16 protein-coding genes are annotated in these 15,577 nt (G+C 39.4%); 4 read left to right on the forward strand and 12 right to left on the reverse strand.

Annotated elements, in window-relative coordinates; translation table 11 throughout:
- Nucleotides 1–30 precede the first annotated feature (30 nt).
- Both F1847_RS03520 and F1847_RS03525 read left to right on the forward strand, forming a co-directional pair.
- Nucleotides 31–1,350 carry an OmpP1/FadL family transporter gene (locus F1847_RS03520; protein WP_150071720.1) on the forward strand — a complete coding sequence of 440 codons (1,320 nt, stop codon included), beginning with the start codon at nt 31–33 and terminating at the stop codon, nt 1,348–1,350.
- A gap of 23 nt (nt 1,351–1,373) precedes the next feature.
- Complete coding sequence (locus F1847_RS03525; protein ID WP_150071721.1) at nt 1,374–2,894, forward strand: AMP-binding protein; 1,521 nt, start codon at nt 1,374–1,376, stop codon at nt 2,892–2,894.
- A gap of 2 nt (nt 2,895–2,896) precedes the next feature.
- On the opposite strand, the gene F1847_RS03530 is transcribed toward F1847_RS03525, so the two are convergent.
- Nucleotides 2,897–3,796, reverse strand: coding sequence for a cation diffusion facilitator family transporter (locus tag F1847_RS03530; protein WP_150071722.1), 900 nt, complete (start codon nt 3,794–3,796; stop codon nt 2,897–2,899).
- A gap of 231 nt (nt 3,797–4,027) precedes the next feature.
- Between F1847_RS03530 and F1847_RS03535 the strand changes: the two genes are divergently transcribed.
- Together F1847_RS03535 and F1847_RS03540 are read left to right on the forward strand one after the other, a co-directional pair.
- Nucleotides 4,028–5,296, forward strand: coding sequence for an MFS transporter (locus F1847_RS03535; RefSeq protein ID WP_150071723.1), 1,269 nt, complete (start codon nt 4,028–4,030; stop codon nt 5,294–5,296).
- 106 nt (nt 5,297–5,402) lie between these two features.
- Complete coding sequence (locus F1847_RS03540) at nt 5,403–6,146, forward strand: 2-phosphosulfolactate phosphatase (RefSeq protein ID WP_150071724.1); 744 nt, start codon at nt 5,403–5,405, stop codon at nt 6,144–6,146.
- Here F1847_RS03540 and F1847_RS03545 read toward each other — a convergent pair.
- From F1847_RS03545 to phnD, 11 genes are all read right to left on the reverse strand, one after another.
- Complete coding sequence (locus F1847_RS03545) at nt 6,121–6,522, reverse strand: CBS domain-containing protein (protein WP_150071725.1); 402 nt, start codon at nt 6,520–6,522, stop codon at nt 6,121–6,123. The genes F1847_RS03540 and F1847_RS03545 overlap by 26 nt on opposite strands.
- A 116-nt stretch (nt 6,523–6,638) precedes the next feature.
- Nucleotides 6,639–7,796, reverse strand: a complete 1,158-nt coding sequence (locus F1847_RS03550) for an alpha-D-ribose 1-methylphosphonate 5-triphosphate diphosphatase (protein ID WP_150071726.1) — start codon at nt 7,794–7,796, stop codon at nt 6,639–6,641.
- Nucleotides 7,789–8,478 carry a phosphonate C-P lyase system protein PhnL gene (locus F1847_RS03555; RefSeq protein ID WP_150071727.1) on the reverse strand — a complete coding sequence of 230 codons (690 nt, stop codon included), beginning with the start codon at nt 8,476–8,478 and terminating at the stop codon, nt 7,789–7,791. The genes F1847_RS03550 and F1847_RS03555 overlap by 8 nt, the downstream gene beginning before the upstream one ends.
- A gap of 10 nt (nt 8,479–8,488) precedes the next feature.
- Nucleotides 8,489–9,334: an ATP-binding cassette domain-containing protein gene (locus F1847_RS03560; protein ID WP_150071728.1), complete on the reverse strand. Its 846-nt coding sequence runs from the start codon at nt 9,332–9,334 to the stop codon at nt 8,489–8,491.
- Complete coding sequence (locus F1847_RS03565) at nt 9,309–10,172, reverse strand: alpha-D-ribose 1-methylphosphonate 5-phosphate C-P-lyase PhnJ (RefSeq protein ID WP_150071729.1); 864 nt, start codon at nt 10,170–10,172, stop codon at nt 9,309–9,311. Before F1847_RS03565 ends, F1847_RS03560 begins: the two co-directional genes overlap by 26 nt.
- A complete protein-coding gene (locus F1847_RS03570) occupies nt 10,169–11,257 on the reverse strand; it encodes a carbon-phosphorus lyase complex subunit PhnI (RefSeq protein WP_150071730.1) in 1,089 nt (362 codons plus the stop codon). The genes F1847_RS03565 and F1847_RS03570 overlap by 4 nt, the downstream gene beginning before the upstream one ends.
- A 1-nt stretch (nt 11,258) precedes the next feature.
- Entirely contained in the window at nt 11,259–11,843 is a 585-nt protein-coding gene (gene phnH / locus F1847_RS03575; protein ID WP_150071731.1) for a phosphonate C-P lyase system protein PhnH, read from the reverse strand.
- A 6-nt stretch (nt 11,844–11,849) separates the two neighbouring features.
- On the reverse strand, nt 11,850–12,269 hold the full coding sequence (locus F1847_RS03580; protein WP_150071732.1) for a phosphonate C-P lyase system protein PhnG: 420 nt from the start codon (nt 12,267–12,269) through the stop codon (nt 11,850–11,852).
- Complete coding sequence (phnE, locus tag F1847_RS03585; RefSeq protein ID WP_150071733.1) at nt 12,269–13,813, reverse strand: phosphonate ABC transporter, permease protein PhnE; 1,545 nt, start codon at nt 13,811–13,813, stop codon at nt 12,269–12,271. The genes F1847_RS03580 and phnE overlap by 1 nt, the downstream gene beginning before the upstream one ends.
- Complete coding sequence (gene phnC, locus F1847_RS03590; RefSeq protein ID WP_150071734.1) at nt 13,734–14,570, reverse strand: phosphonate ABC transporter ATP-binding protein; 837 nt, start codon at nt 14,568–14,570, stop codon at nt 13,734–13,736. Before phnC ends, phnE begins: the two co-directional genes overlap by 80 nt.
- A 13-nt stretch (nt 14,571–14,583) precedes the next feature.
- Nucleotides 14,584–15,504 carry a phosphate/phosphite/phosphonate ABC transporter substrate-binding protein gene (gene phnD, locus F1847_RS03595; protein ID WP_150071735.1) on the reverse strand — a complete coding sequence of 307 codons (921 nt, stop codon included), beginning with the start codon at nt 15,502–15,504 and terminating at the stop codon, nt 14,584–14,586.
- Between the last annotated feature and the right edge of the window lie 73 nt (nt 15,505–15,577).

The following is a 15,577-nucleotide window of genomic DNA, read 5'->3' on the forward strand; positions in this document are numbered from 1 at the left end:
TAGTTTAAACTTCAAAAAGTGAGGTGAGCTATGTTTTTAAGTTTGTTTTTGAGTATTGGGGCGATTTTAACTTTTTTTTCTTTGTTAGTAGTAAACGCGTATGCGGCTGGGATTGCTATTTATGAACAAGGAGTAAGCGGGCTTGGAAATGCCTATGCAGGTGCTGCGGCCTCTGCTGAAGATGGAAGTACCATCTTTTATAATCCTGCGGGCTTGATTAAGCTCAATAAGCCGGAGGCATCTTTTGGAGCCCATGTGATCATTCCCAATGCCAATTTTAAAAATACAGGCTCTATAGGACGCAATCCCATTACTAATTCTACTTATTCTCTTTCTGGCAACAACGGAGGGGATGCTGGAGTAACGGCAGTAGTTCCTAATCTTTATGTTTCAATGCCTGTAGATGAACGTTTAGTGGTAGGTTTAGGGGTTAATTCTCCTTTTGGGCTCCAGACTGAGTATGATAAAAACTGGGTAGGACGCTATCATGCGATAAAATCTAAGCTTATAACCATTAATTTTAATCCAGCTGTGGCTTACCGAGTAAACTCAAAACTCAGTCTGGGCTTAGGTTTAAACTTTCAGTGGGCAGAGGCAGAAATAAACAACGCTATAAACCCTATAACTTTTGCTAAGTTTGGGGATTTTACTACTCAAGATGGATTTGCTAAGCTAAAAGGGGATGATGTGTCTTTTAGCTGGAACATAGGATTTCTTTATGAACTTTCAGAAAATACCAGATTGGGTGTTTCTTATAGGGCTAAGATGACCCATCAATTAAAAGGAAAGATTGAGTTTGAAAACATACCCACCAACTCAACAAAGATTTTTAAAAAAGATGATGTTAAGGCTAGGCTTAACCTTCCACCGATGCTTTCTGTTAGTGGTTTACATAAAATAAATAAAAACTGGACTGTTTTAGCAGATGTAACTTGGACCGGTTGGAGTAGGTTCGAAGAATTAAGGATTAAATATGACACTTTAGTTATAGGTGATACGGTTATCACTACTAAATGGAAAGATTGTTTTCGCTATTCTCTGGGGATATCTTATCAACCTAATACTAAATGGATTTTTCGTACAGGTATAGCCTATGATGAAACACCTATTTCTTCTGACAAACATAGAACCCCGAGGATACCAGATACTGACAGATTTTGGGTATCTTTTGGTGTAGGATATAGTTATTCTGAGAGGTTAAAGTTTGATTTAGGATATGTGCATATTTTTTTCAAAAAATCTTACATAGATAAAGAACCTGTAGGAGAAGACCTTCTTAGAGGAGGTTTAAAAGGCTATTATCGCGGACATGTAGACATAATAAGCGCTCAGTTTCGTTATGCTTTTTAAAACTTTTAAAAGAGGTAAGATAGATGCAACTTCATGAAAGATTTATTTATACTGCTAAAGCCTATTATAATAAGATAGCTATTATTGACAGAGCAGTTGACAAAAGATTTACTTACCAGCAAACCCTGATAGCAAGTCTTATTTTTTCTCGTAAGATAAAAAGATTTAAAGATCGATTTATAGGGATTATGCTTCCAAATTCTTCAGCTGCTGTGTTTACAGTTATCGGGACCCTAATGGCAGGAAAAGTCCCTGTTATGCTTAATTATTCTACTAAAGCAGAGTATAACATAAGATATGCCAGGGAAAAATGTAATTTTCGTCCGGTGGTTACTTCTAAAAAATTGCTTGAAAGGATTAATTGTCCGGTTTTAGAAGATATGGTTTTTGTAGAGGACTGGTTAGAAGAGATAGATTTAAAGGAAAAATTGATAGCTGTAGGTATTTCGAAACTTCCGCTAAAGTTTCTCCTGACCTACTGTAATGTAGATGAAGACCAAGAAAGGACTTCAGTCATTCTTTTTACCAGTGGAAGTGAGAAAGACCCTAGGGCTGTAGAATTAAGCCATAAAAACATCCTTAGCAACATTGAAGGTTTTAGTGAAATGGCTAAACTTACAGAAAAAGATGTTATCATGTCTATTTTGCCTTTTTTTCATGTTTTTGGGATTACAGTAAACCTTTGGACCCCTCTTTATCATGGCATGACTTTTATTACCTATCCCACCCCTCTTGATTATCAAAAAATCTGTCAAATCGTAAAAGAAGAAAAACCCACTGTAATGGCTGCTACTCCAAGTTTTTGGTGGGGATACCTTAAAAAGGCAGAGCCAGGCACTTTTGATAGCTTAAGGTTAATGGTAAGCGGAGCTGACAAATGCCCTCAATCTCTTAGAGATGCTTTTTGGGAAAAACACGGAAAACTCCTTTTAGAAGGCTATGGAACTACAGAAACTTCTCCTGCTATTTCAGCCAACATGCCAGAGGCTAATAAACCTGGAAGTGTAGGCAAACCTCTTCCTAATCTTGAAGTTAGAATAGAAAACTATGAAACCGGAGAAATCTGTGGCCCTAATGAAATAGGAAGGATATTAGTAAGAGGGCCTAATGTGATGAAAGGTTATTATAATGATTTAGAAGAAACCTCTATGAGGATAAGACATGGATGGTATGACACAGGAGACATGGGATATTTAGACGAAGACGGATATCTTTGGCATGTAGGGAGGCTCAAGAGGTTTGTTAAAATAGGGGGAGAGATGGTATCGTTGGTAAAAGTTGAAGAGGAATTAGAAAAAATTTTACCTAAGGAAGTAGAATGCTGTGTGGTAGAGGTACCTGATGAGGTTAAAGGGGCTAAAATTGTTGCGGTCGTAAGCCAGAAGGTAGATGAAAAGGATGTGCTAAAAAAACTTGCTAAGGTTCTTCCTAATTTAGCCCTACCTAAACAATTTGTAGTAATGGAAGAGCTTCCTAAGATGGGAAGTGGAAAAATAGATTTCCGTAGAGTACAAGAACTGGTAATAGAAAAGATGACCTTTTAAACTTAGCCCTGGTTGTACTCTTTAGGTTCTATATGTATGGTTACCTTAACGTCTTCGTGTTTTTCTGAAATGTTTTTTTCTATTTCATTACAGATATCGTGGGCACATTTTACAGACATCGTGTCTGAGACCGTGAGATGAAACTCTACAAAGCTTTTTCTTCCTGCTCTTCTGGTTTTAAACTCGTGAATATCATGAATTTGGTCTCTTTGAGGGTGGCTTTCAATGGTGTTAGTAATGATATTTTTTATTGATTCAGCCTTATCTTTTGGTAAACTTGCATCAAGTAGAGAGCTGACCGATTCTTTAGTAAGTTTAAATCCCATATAAAGAATATTAATCCCTAAGACTATGGCTATCAAAGGGTCTAAAATCCATTTTTGAAAAATTTTTGCCAAAAAAAGCCCTACTATCACCCCTGAAGTGGTTAAAACGTCGGTAAAAATATGATGGGCGTGTGCTACTAATATCGGTGAGTTTTCCTTTTTTCCTTGTAAATAAGCTAAAAGTGAAATAAGCCCATTAAAAACGATGGTTAGACCTATTAAAATAAACCCTTGGTTAAGGTTAGGGGGAGGTTGAGGTGCTTTAAGATTTTGAAAGGCCTTCCACAAGATAGAAATAGAGGCTAAAAGGATAAAGGTTGCTTCTAAGATAGAAAAAAGGTATTCTATTTTGGTATGGCCATAAGGATGTTCTGGGTCAGGTGGTTTAAGCGCGATCTTTAACCCTATAAAGGCGGTAAAAGCAGAAAGTATGTTTATGGTAGATTCCATCGCATCTGAATAAATAGCTACAGATTTAGTAATAAAATAAGCTATGAGCTTGATTAAAAAAATTAAAATACTTAAAAACAGACTGAAAAGCGAAACTTTAATACCACAAGTTCCTTTAGCTTCCATCAGCTACCATCTATCAGAATGGGCTACCATCTATCAAAATTTATTTTACCATTCGATTCCTAAAAGAAAAAGTAGAATAAAATAACGATATAAGGGCCGTTAGCGTAAAACTAAAAGAATCCTTTAAATAAATTAATATCTTAAAATCTTAAGTAACCACACCTTGACGATAGGGTTTAAGTCTATTAAACTTTTTACAAATTAAATTTATCAAAGTAAATTAAGTATAAAATGAAATCTTCTCAAAAAATACTTATTTTATCTGGTCTTGTAGGAAATATAATCGAATGGTATGATTTTGTTATATATGGTTATTTTGCCCATATTTTTGCTAAATTATTTTTTCCAACTTATGATCCTGTAGTTTCGCTTATTCTAAGTTTTTTGACCTTTGCGGTAGGATTTTTAGCCCGTCCTGTTGGGGCTCTTTTAATAGGTTATTTAGCAGACAAGAAGGGTAGAAAACCTGCCTTGATTATTTCTATATATCTTATGGCAATCCCTTCTTTGCTTATTATGTTTCTTCCTACCTATCAAACTATAGGAATTTCTGCTCCTATCATTCTTGGGATTTTAAGGATCTTTCAAGGTCTTTCTACCGGTGGAGAATATACTACCTCGGTTACATTTTTACTTGAGCATAGTCATCCTAATCGTAGAGCCTTTTATGCAAGCATAAACCTTTTTGGAGCAATTCTTGGTATCCTTATTGGTTCGTTTACTGCTACCATTTTTCATCACATCTTTACCGAAGAAGAACTATTAGGTTTTACCTGGAGGTTAATCTATCTTCCTACTATAATTTTAGCTTATCTCGGGGTGGTGATAAGAAAACAAACCTATGAGACACCGTCCTTTGTTAAAGAAGCTCTTTCGCCTTCTAAAGGTTTCCCTCTGGTTTACGCAATAAGGCACCATAAAAAGTCTATAATTTTAACCCTTTTTCTCTCTGCGGTTCAAGGTATAGCCTTCTTTACCCTTTTTGTTTATCTATCCACTTATTATCACAGAGTTCTTAAAATCCCTTCAGACCAAGCCTTTTTTATAAATACTGTTGCTATGATAGTGCTTGACCTTTTTATTCCTATTATTGCTTATTTTTCTGACCTTTACGGAAGGAGACCCTTCTTTTTATTTTCTCTGTTTTTATATTCTGTTTGTTCTATCTTTTTAATTAATCTCATGCTTTCTGGAGAGTTTAAAGTAATTCTAATTAGCCATCTTGGCTTTGCTTTGATATCTAGTCTTTTCATGAGTATACTTCCGGCTACCTTAGCTGAACTTTTTCCTGTAAAAATACGGGGAACTTCTTTTTCGTTGCTTTACAATACCTCCCTTGCAGTTTTTGGTGGAACCGTTCCTATGGTTTGTACCTATTTTGTTGAAAAAGTAAAACTTTTAACTTTTCCTGGGATTTATCTCTCGGTCATTTCAGGTTTAACCTTAGTTTTATCCATCTTTTTGCTTCCTGAAACCAATCCCCAAAAGACTAAAGACTAAAGACTAAAGACTAAAAATTAAGGTATCTAAAAAAACACAGATTGATATAAAATTTAAGGTTAACATCAGGTTGACAACCTAAGCTTTTAGATTTTAAAATAAAGACATGTTTAAAGTGTTTTTGTCTCCAGGAGAAAAAGGGTGTCAAAAAGTAAGGGAGCTTAAGGCAATAGCTGTGGTAGTAGATGCTTTAAGGGCGAGTGCTACTATAATAGCTTTATTAGAAAAGGGGATAGAAACCATTTTTGTAGTTTCTGAGGTAGAAGACGCTTGGGAATTAAAAAAATCTTTTCCAGAGGCTTTGTTGGTAGGAGAAAGAAATAATTTAAAAATAGATGGGTTTGATTATAGCAACAGTCCATCAGAAATATTTAATGCTCCTAACCTTAACGGAAAATCTGTTATTTTTACTTCTACCTCCGGAGCAAGAAGGATACTTGCTTGTAAAGGGGCTACTAAGGTTTTTGTAGGCACTACCTTAAACGCAGAGTTTTTATCTTCTGTCTTAAGGGAAAACAGCTTGAAACATCAAAAAGACATCGTCATCATCCCAGCAGGTGTTTATGAAAAAGAAGATTTTTCTGAAGAAGACGTGGTAGCTTCTTGGGAAATAGCTAAAAGGATAGGGTTTCCTGTAATCGATGAAACCGGTTTTTTAACCGAAGAGATTAAAAATCGAGAGGTAGAAAAAAATTTCTATCTTTCTAAACACGGTAGAGAACTTTTAGAAATTGGGTTAGAAAAAGACGTAAAAATTTGTGCTCAAGTAGGAATAGCCCAAACCATACCAGAGGTTTATCAATTTACAGAAAAAGCAGCAGTAATTAAAAATTCTTTAGAAAAGGTTTAATAATATCTCTAAGGGTAATAATACCTACTATTTCTTCTCCTCTAATTACCGGTAGTCTTACTAATCCAGTCATTTCCATAAGTTTAGCCGCGTATTTGATGTCATAAAAATCTGGCACCGTGATACAGGGTTTGGTCATTATCTCTAAAACCCTGACTTTTTCTAAAGGTAATCCTTTAGCTATAACCTTATAAACTATGTCTTTGACCGTGATAATTCCATAGGCGTCTTCTTCGTCGACCTTTTCTACCACCAAACCTCTGCATCCGTTTTTTATCATAAATTCTGCAGCTTCTTTAACTGTGGCATTGCCGTTAATGGTAAAAACAGGAGTACTCATTACATCTTTTACTCTGATTTTTTGAATATCAATCATATTTTCCCACCTCTTAAAAAGTTTGCTTAATTATAATAATAAACTTAATTTCGTCAAGCTTATTGATCATGATGTGTGTTTACTATTTTTAAATGTCAGCCCCACTCCTCCGTTCCTTAGACATCAAATATTCTATCTGAATATATAACCCTTCCCTCTCTCATTGTCATAACCACCCTCGCAAAGCTTTCTTCCATTTTCACTAGAATCAAGTCCGCATCCTTTCCTTCCTCAATACTTCCCTTTTTATCCAAATTCACCGCCTTTGCTGGATTGAGCGTGGCTAATTTTATCGCCTCATGAAGAGGAAGTATATCCTCTGTACTAAGCTTAAATATTGCTTGAATTAATGTTGATGGTGTATAATCTGAACATAGAATATTTGCATAGCCGAGTTTTATAAGCTCCCTTGCACTTAGGTTTCCATGATGAGATAAGCCTCTTAACGCGTTAGGTGATCCTACGCATACAGTCATCCCAAGCTCTTTGGCAGTTTTCGCTGCTTCTATGCTTGTGGGAAACTCTGAAACCGTTATCCCCCTTTCATAAACCCACCTAACTTTTTCTGCGCTGTCATCATCGTGGGAGATTAATGTCAATCCCTTTTCTCTGCATCTGATGAGAAACCGTTCAACTTTTTCTATGACACTGTCCCTCAAAGAAAGCTTCTCCTTTATTAGAAGGCTTACATCTTCTGATTTTATCTTGTAAGTCTTTTCTAAGTACTCTTTGTAATCCTTTTCTTTTTTGAACTGCCCTTGTCCTGGCGTGTGATCCATTATGGACAGGGCATCTATAGCGCGCTTTTCTATAAGTTCGCCAAGATAGTCTATACCCTTGACATTGGTTAGTTCAAGCCTGGCGTGAATTTTGTGATTGGTCAAAAGCCTTGGTTTTAGCTTTAGGATGGTTTCTGCTAGCTTACTTGCCAGCTGATTGCTCCTTAGGCCTAACTCTTTGTCCGCAAAGGAAATAGCATGGAAGAAGGTAGTTATACCCCAAAGAGCTAATTTCCTGTCTAACTCCAAAATGGCCAACTCAAAGGGGAAAAAGGTATTTGGCCTTGGCTCCACTTCTTTTTCTATAGCATCGCTGTGAAGGTCTATCAGTCCAGGCAAAAGAAACATTCCCTTTGCCTTTATTCTTTTTACGCTGTATTTTGGCTCCCCTTCTCCTACCTCTAAAATCTTTCCCTCACTTACAAGCACGTATCCTTGGTCTAAAACACCAAAGGGAGTAATAACCTTTGACCCTTCAATCAAAAACTCACTCATACTTTTTCACCTCCAAGACTTTATCAGCAATAGCTTTTAGATGAGCTTCGTTGTGGAATATACCTATCATACCCACTTCTTCCTCTTTTAACTCCTTTAGAAGCTCAAGAACTATCCTTGCCGATTTTTCGTCCAAAGAGGCAGTAGGCTCGTCAAGAAGGAGAAGCCTTGGCTTCCATATTATGGCTCTAGCAATATTTACCCTTTGCTGTTCGCCTCCGCTAAAGGTAGAAGGATAAGCATCAAGGAGATTGGATGGTATACCAAGCCTCCTTAGGAGCCATCTAGCCCTTTCTCTCGCTTCTTTTTCATCCACACCAAAGTATCTCACAAGAGGCTCTGCCACTATATCCATTGCAGACACCCTGGGAATAACGCTGAAGAACTGGGATACGTATCCTATCTCTTTCCTTCTTAGCCTTATCATTTGCCAGTCGGGAGCTTTTTGTATAGGGACCAATCCGTATTCATAAGAGTTGTAGAGAATATGGCCTTTTGTTGGTATGTATGTGCGGTATATGCACTTTAGGATACTGCTCTTGCCAGCCCCACTTGGCCCACAGAGAGCCAAAAACTCTCCTTTTTCCAACTCAAAGCTTATTCCGTTGATGCTCTCTATTAGTTTTTTTTGTCCTACCTTTATCTCAAACTTTTTGGATAAGTTTTCTACTCTCAAAAGCATTTTTTCCCCTCTAAAGTTGAGATGATACTAAGAGTTGTGTGTATTCGTGCTGAGGATCGTTGAGTATCTGGTCAGTAAGCCCCATCTCCACAATCCTCCCTAACTTCATCACAATAACCCTATCCGCTAAAAGGTTTATCACTCTCAAGTCGTGGGAAACAAAGATTATTGAAAGGTTTAGCTCTTGGTGAATTTTTCTTATCAGGTCAAGGACCCTTGCTTGCACGGAAAGGTCCAAACCTGTGGTTGGCTCGTCCAAGAGAAGGATGGATGGCTCGTTGGCTAGGGCTTTTGCTATCTGCACCCTCTGCTGCATTCCCCCGCTTAGGTTCCTAGGAAGGTCCTTCATCCTATGATTTGGAAACTCCATCTTTTCCAAAAGATATTCAACTCTGTTTTTTATGGAGCTGTAGTTTCTCCAACCTGAGACAAGCAGGCTATCTGCCACATTGCCTGCGGCGCTTACGTTTGGATTTAGACCAAGCAGTGGATTTTGATAGACCACGCCTATGACTGTGTTTTTTAACATCCTTTTCTGATAGGAGTTCAGAGAGAAGAGATTTTTACCATTTACCCATTCCGCCCCTCTAACATCATAAAGATGAGCCTCTCCAAAGGTCGGTTCTATTTCAAAGTTTAGGAGTTTTATCACTGTGCTTTTTCCAGAACCGCTCTCTCCCAAGATGCCTAAAATTTCCCCTTCGTAGAGTTCAAAGGACACATCAGCGCAGGCAACTACAGAGCTACATCTTCTGCAGATGTTTGTTTCTTGCTTTGGCCCTGTGATAGAAAGACACTCTGGACAGCCTTTGCCGTGAATTTTAGTCAGATTAGAAACTCTTAGAACTACCCGCATGTTTGTTAGCCTCCATTCTTTTTTCACAGTAGCTTGTATCGGAGCAAGCATACAGTCTTCTTACAGTGCCGTCTTCCACTATCTCGTCTAAGAAGGTATCCGTAGCACCGCACTTGTAGCAAGCTTTGCCACTGAAGTCTTCCACTCTGAATTTGAAGTCTTCAAACTCCAGAGGTTCAACTGTTGTGTATGGGGGTACCGCGTATATTTTCTTCTCTCTTCCTGCTCCAAAGAGGAAGAGGTTGTCTGCCATATTGAGCCTTGGCACGTCCCACCTGGGTATAGGAGTTGGGTCCATGATGTAGCGTTTGTTTACCATGACCGGATACCTAGCACCTATGGTTATCTCTCCGTATCTTAGAATATCCTCATAAAGGTAGAGATACATTTTGCCATAGTCCTTTTCCTCATGCATTCTTCTGGTTTCCTCTTCGCTTGGCTCAACAAGCCTTAGGGGCTCTGGATAGGGCACCTGAAGAACGAGGATTTGGTCTTGTCGTAAAGGTTCCTCCGGGATTCTGTGTCTGGTCTGGATGACGGTGGCTTTTGTGGTGTCCGTGGTTGTTTCTACTCCGGTCATGGCCTTGATGAACTTTTTTATGTTTACAGCGTTTACGCTGTAATCACATCCTTGGTCTATGACCTTCAGCATGTCGTCAGGACCGATGATGGACAGAGTTATCTGAAGGCCTCCTGTACCCCAACCTTTGGCTATGGGAAGCTCTCTTGAGGCAAAGGGAACCTGATAGCCCGGTATGGATATGGCTTTTAAAATGGAGCGCCTTATCTCCCTTTTGGTGTTTTCATCTAAAAAGGCAAAATTGTAGCTAAGCCTCATCTTTTCACCTCTGCAAACTGGCTTTGTATCTTTCTTAGCCTGTCCAAATCGGATTGGAAGGTAACATAGTGAGGAAGCTTGTAGTGATTGGCAAAGCCCATAGAATCAACGCTATCTACGTGATAGAATACAAACTCGCTGTCTTGGGAGGGATGCTGTGGTTCTTGTGTTTGCATAGCCTTGTCTAAAACAGCCATGCATATAGCCTTTGTTTCGTTATGTCCAAAACATGCACCGTATCCCAAGGAGAACTTAGGCATACCGTCCTGGCTTTCTATCTTTGCTACCAGTTCTACCTCTGTCACCTTCACCTCTCCAACATAAATCTCTTCTCCTGTGTAAGGATGAAGCACGCTCACTGGTGCATAACCTACTCTCAGCTCTGCCACGGTAGGATGTATGTCTCCGTAACCTCTCATGTTGGAGTAGCCTAAAAGCAAAAGTCCTCCTGTTTCTCCTCTGGCCATGTTCTGTAGAATGGCGCTTCTTGGGGGAGGAAATTTGCTGACCGCCTCCTTTGTAATATCCACAAACTCCGTAGATTGATAGGAGGGTGCATCTACAACAAGCCCCTCTTTCCTAAGAATCTCAACAAGCTTGGGAAACTCAGTAGGAAGGTCTTCATCTCCTATCTCACCTAAGAGCTCCTCTATAAATTTCTTTCTTCTTTCCTCATCTTCTTCTAGAAGCTCAAACTTAAAGAGCCTAAGACAGTAGTCTGAGGTAGGTCCTAAGATCTGTCCTCCTGGGATGTCTTTGAAGGCGGCAGAGATCCTTCTTATTATCTTAATCTTCTCCGTTTTGATAGGTAGGGAGTATCCCAAGCTGGGAAGGGTGTTCCTGATGGCTCTGAGAATAAAGGAAGCCTCAAGTATGTCTCCCGCCGCCTGCTTGATGGCTAGAGCAGCTATCTTTGGAGCGTAAAGGGAACCCTCAGACATAATTCTATCAACCAGGAAGTAAAGCTGTTCAGCTATCTGATCAACGGACAGTAGCTTTGACTTTCCCTTCAACCTCTGATACTCCAAAAGCTTACAAGCGTATTCTATAGCTTTTTCACCACCTCTAACCGCTACATAACCCATTTCATAACACCTCCTCTTTCACAGACCTGGGAATGCTTACTAACATTCCCTTTTTATCGACAAAAAAACAGTCTACTCCCAGAGGAAAGAGTTGATTCACTTGGGCAAGAGTTATGAACTCCTGCCGTGGCAGGCCCAAAAGGCTAACAAGTTTTTCCCCCTTAACTCCCGGCCCGGATAGTCTAAGAACAACCCCACTGTGTATTCCCTCTTGCACCTCTTCAACCAGGTAGATGACAGTAGCAGCCTTTTCTGGATTGCGAAGGTCCCCTACTTTGACATCCCAAAGTCTTTCATGCAAAGCCTCCGTTGCTATTACAAAATCGGCCTCTTTCATAGATAAAACTTTACTTTTAGTTAGCCAGACTATCTTTTCCTCTAAAACTTTGCTGTCTGGACCTACAACACAGAAGCTCGTCTGCCCGTCTATGAGCGTAAGAGCTATGGCCCCTAAGGGCCAAAACTTAGGACCTAAAAATTCGTAAAGGTCCTCTGACAACTCAAGACTCTGAACTGTTCCCGGAAAGCTAATCGCCTTTAGCAAACCTCTAAAAACTCTTTGAGTGTAAAATACCTCTCCTTTCATGTTTTTTCACCTTTTTACCATAGTTTCAAACTGAACCTTAGTCTTTGCTATAAGCTTTCTTTCCTTTTCCCAAGCTTCTTCAATCTTCTTTTTCTCCTTGCTTAAAAATCGGTGGAGTTTTTTCTTTAGATTTTCCTCATCCGATTTAAAAACAGCTTCTAAGACAGCTATCGCAACAGCTTTCTCTTCCTCCTCTGCCAAAACCAAACCGTAGCCCTTAATGCCCTTATACTCTACCTCTGCTTCAAAGACCAAGGCTTCTCCCAAACAGAACTCTACACCAAAGCAATCCTTAGCCTTTATCATCAAACATCCAGCCTGCGGTCCTTTCTTTACTTTGACCTCTTCCATTGAAAGCATCTTAAAGAAAATATTCAAAGATTTCTGATCCATCTTAACCACCACCTCTCTAAAGTCCAAATCCATCACATAAACCTCCTTCTTAGATAGGCGGAAAAGTAGTCTATAATCAACAAGGTGAAGACTATCACTAGTATCATCGCAGACACCTTGTCGAACTCAAAAAGCTTTATCCTCATCACAAGCTCAAAACCTATTCCCCCTGCTCCTACCACCCCCATTACAGTGGCAGCCCTTACGTTTCTATCCAGTATGTAAAGATTGTAGCTATTGAATAAAGGAAGTATCATAGGTATTATCGCGTGTCTTATGGTTTGAATTAGTCTGGCTCCCACAGCCTCCAAAGCCTCTATAGGCCTGTAGTCTAAGTCTTCTACTATTTCAGAATAAAATTTGGCTAAAAAACCCGTCGTATGTAAAGCTATTGCCAAAACACCTGCAAAGGGACCAAGTCCTACTGCGCTGACAAAAATCAAAGCAAGCACAAGCTCAGGAATAGCCCTCAAAAAGTTTACCATCTCTCGTAAAAGATTGGTTATGAAAGCATTATTTACCAAGTTTCTGGCCATTAGCATCCCCAATTGAACAGACAACAAAACCGCTATCGTTGTCCCAGTCAAAGCTATGGCTATAGTTTCAAGCATGAGCATAAGGTAAGTTTTCAGCTCACTAAAGTCGAGCTTGAGAAAGTCCCCAAGCAAGGGCAGTAGGTTTTTAAAGCCATTGATTAACTCTGAAGTGTCGATGGGTAAAAACTTCAAAGATAAAAGAGAAAGTATGAATATGGTCACAAGGACCATAACGTCCTTGGTCTTTGTGTGGTATGCCAAGAGCTTATACTGATATATATCGTTTCTGAGCTTGGCAGAAAGCCTGTCTATTATAGATACTACTATCAATATTACTACGAGTATACCGCCGACCTGAGGGTAGTTAAAGGACCTTATCTGACTAAAAAGCTCAATTCCAAGACCACCTGCTCCTACCACTCCTAAAACTATAGCCACTCTGATGTTATGATCTAGAAGATATAGGTTATATCCAACAAAAGAGGGAAGTATCTGTGGTATTATGGCATATCTGAAGACCTGGATGCTATGACTACCTGTGGCCCGCAGAGCTTCCAAAGGTCTTGTATCTACACTCTCTATTGCTTCTGAATAGAACTTGCCCAGAAGACCAACTGTGGAGATAGCAAGAGCTATAATTCCAGGCAAAGGTCCAATACCAAAGGACACCACCAAAACAAGCGCATAAAGAAGTTCCGGTATGGACCTTAAAAAAGTCACCAATCCACGAAAGATGTAGTAAATCAAAAGGTTTGGTGAAGTATTTCTGGCGGACAAAAAGCCTACCGGAAGGGAAATGAAACTTCCTATTATGGTTCCCCATAGGCCTATGACTATAGTCTGGACGGTAAGATTGATTATGTTTTCCACCCCACTAATCTTTGGGGGAATCATTTCCCCAATTAGGGCTATAGAATTGGAAAAACCCTCCACCAGAGCGAATAGATCGAATTTAGAAAAACTAAAGGATAGATAAAGGGTTGCCAGAAAAAGGAACCACCACAGATGTTTCAAAGATAGGCTTGGGAGACTGTACTTCAAAGTATACCTCCTCTAATTCTGTTTTGTAAAGATCTCTTGCCATGTCTAAGCTAAAGTCCGACTGAGGTCCGTCAAAGTATATTTTTCCATCCTTTAGGGCAACCACTCTATCAAACTCTTGAACGTAGTAGATCTGGTGAAGCACACAGATCAGGGTTATACCTCTTTCTTTACTTATTTTTAGAAGCTGGTTTATTATCTTTCTGCTTGTACCTGGGTCTAAGTTGGAGATGGGCTCGTCTGCAAGTAAAACTTCCGGATCTTGCATAAGCGCTCGGGCTATGGCCACTCTTTGCTTTTGACCTCCGCTTAGTCTATCTGTCCTGACGTATGCTTGATCTGCAAGACCTACATATTCCAGAAGATAGAGTGCCTTTTCTTTTACTTCTTTTGGAAAGAAACCTAAACTGGTCATGAGATAATCTATTCCTCTGTCGTATTTACCCAAAGCCCCCATCATCACATTTTCTAAGGCAGTCGCTCTTTCTACGAGGTTAAACTGCTGATAGATTTTTCCAATTTTTTTACGGATGTTTCGTAACATTTCTTTTTTACGAAAATCCACCTTTAAACCATCAAAATAGACTTCTCCCCCATCTGGGAGGACGAACCCGTTGATTATCCTCAAAAGGGTAGTCTTCCCAGAACCGCTGGGACCAATGAGAGTAACTACTTCCCCCTTCCTTACCTTTAAAGATACATCATTTAAAACCTTTTTCCCATTAAAGCTTTTGTTGATATAGCTAAGAGAAAGCATCTTTACCCTCCGTTTATTTACTCTTTTGGGTATCTATAAATTTTTTTATTTTTTTTATAGTTTCATAGTCCGCATCTGACACAAGCTTATATCCTACTATCTTCCCATATCCTACCACTACATCCCTAGGCACTCTGGTAATAGACTTTCTTAGAGCTTCTTTTATTTTTTCTGGCAAGTCCTTCCTATAAGCCATAGGAGGACCTGGTATTTCTGGAGACATCCAGATAACTATGTTTTTTTCCTTTGTGATTTTGCCTTCTCTTAAGAGCTTGTCATAGGTGATGTCGTTGTCAGCTACTATATTCAACGTCTTTTTGAAGACCGCCAACTCTGCCGCATCGTGCGTTCCAACAAAACCTACATTTCTAAAGTAGGCTTTGGGATCCATACCTGCTTTGGCCATATAGTAGAAAGGAACTGCGTATCCAGAAGTAGAGGCTGGGTCTGTGAAAGCAAAGCTGAATTTTCCTTTGTGTTTTTCAAGCTTTTCCCTTAAAATTTTCATACCGTTCTCACCCTCAAGTGGCCTATTAATTCCAAGTAACTGTGCCACTTCCTGAGTTGCCACAAGATAGGACCTGTAGGTTGTTCTTCCTTTCTCATCAATTCCCACAGCAAAAGCTTCCGCACCTGCTCTTTCGTTTGCCAATACGTAAGAAAAGGCTCCAAACCATGCAAAGTCTACCTTCTTTGCCCTCATAGCCTCAATAACTCCCGTGTAGTCAACCGCTGTAAACATCTCAATACACATTCCCATATCTTTTTCCATCCACTCCTTCATGGGCCTGTAGCGCTCAATCATGGATTTAGGTTCCTCTGCAGGTATGAGGCCCATCACTAAGCACTTCTTCTCTGCGGCATAGGATAGAGAAAGGCTCCAAAGCAGGCCTACAAAAAGAACTAACAGCAAAGCTCTGAGCAGTCCTTTCATTGTTAAACCTCCTAAAGTTTTTTTGTATGTATCATAGAAGCCTATCGTTAAGGAATTATTAAATAATTATTAA

This window comes from Thermodesulfobacterium sp. TA1, assembly GCF_008630935.1.
Taxonomy (GTDB): domain Bacteria; phylum Desulfobacterota; class Thermodesulfobacteria; order Thermodesulfobacteriales; family Thermodesulfobacteriaceae; genus Thermodesulfobacterium.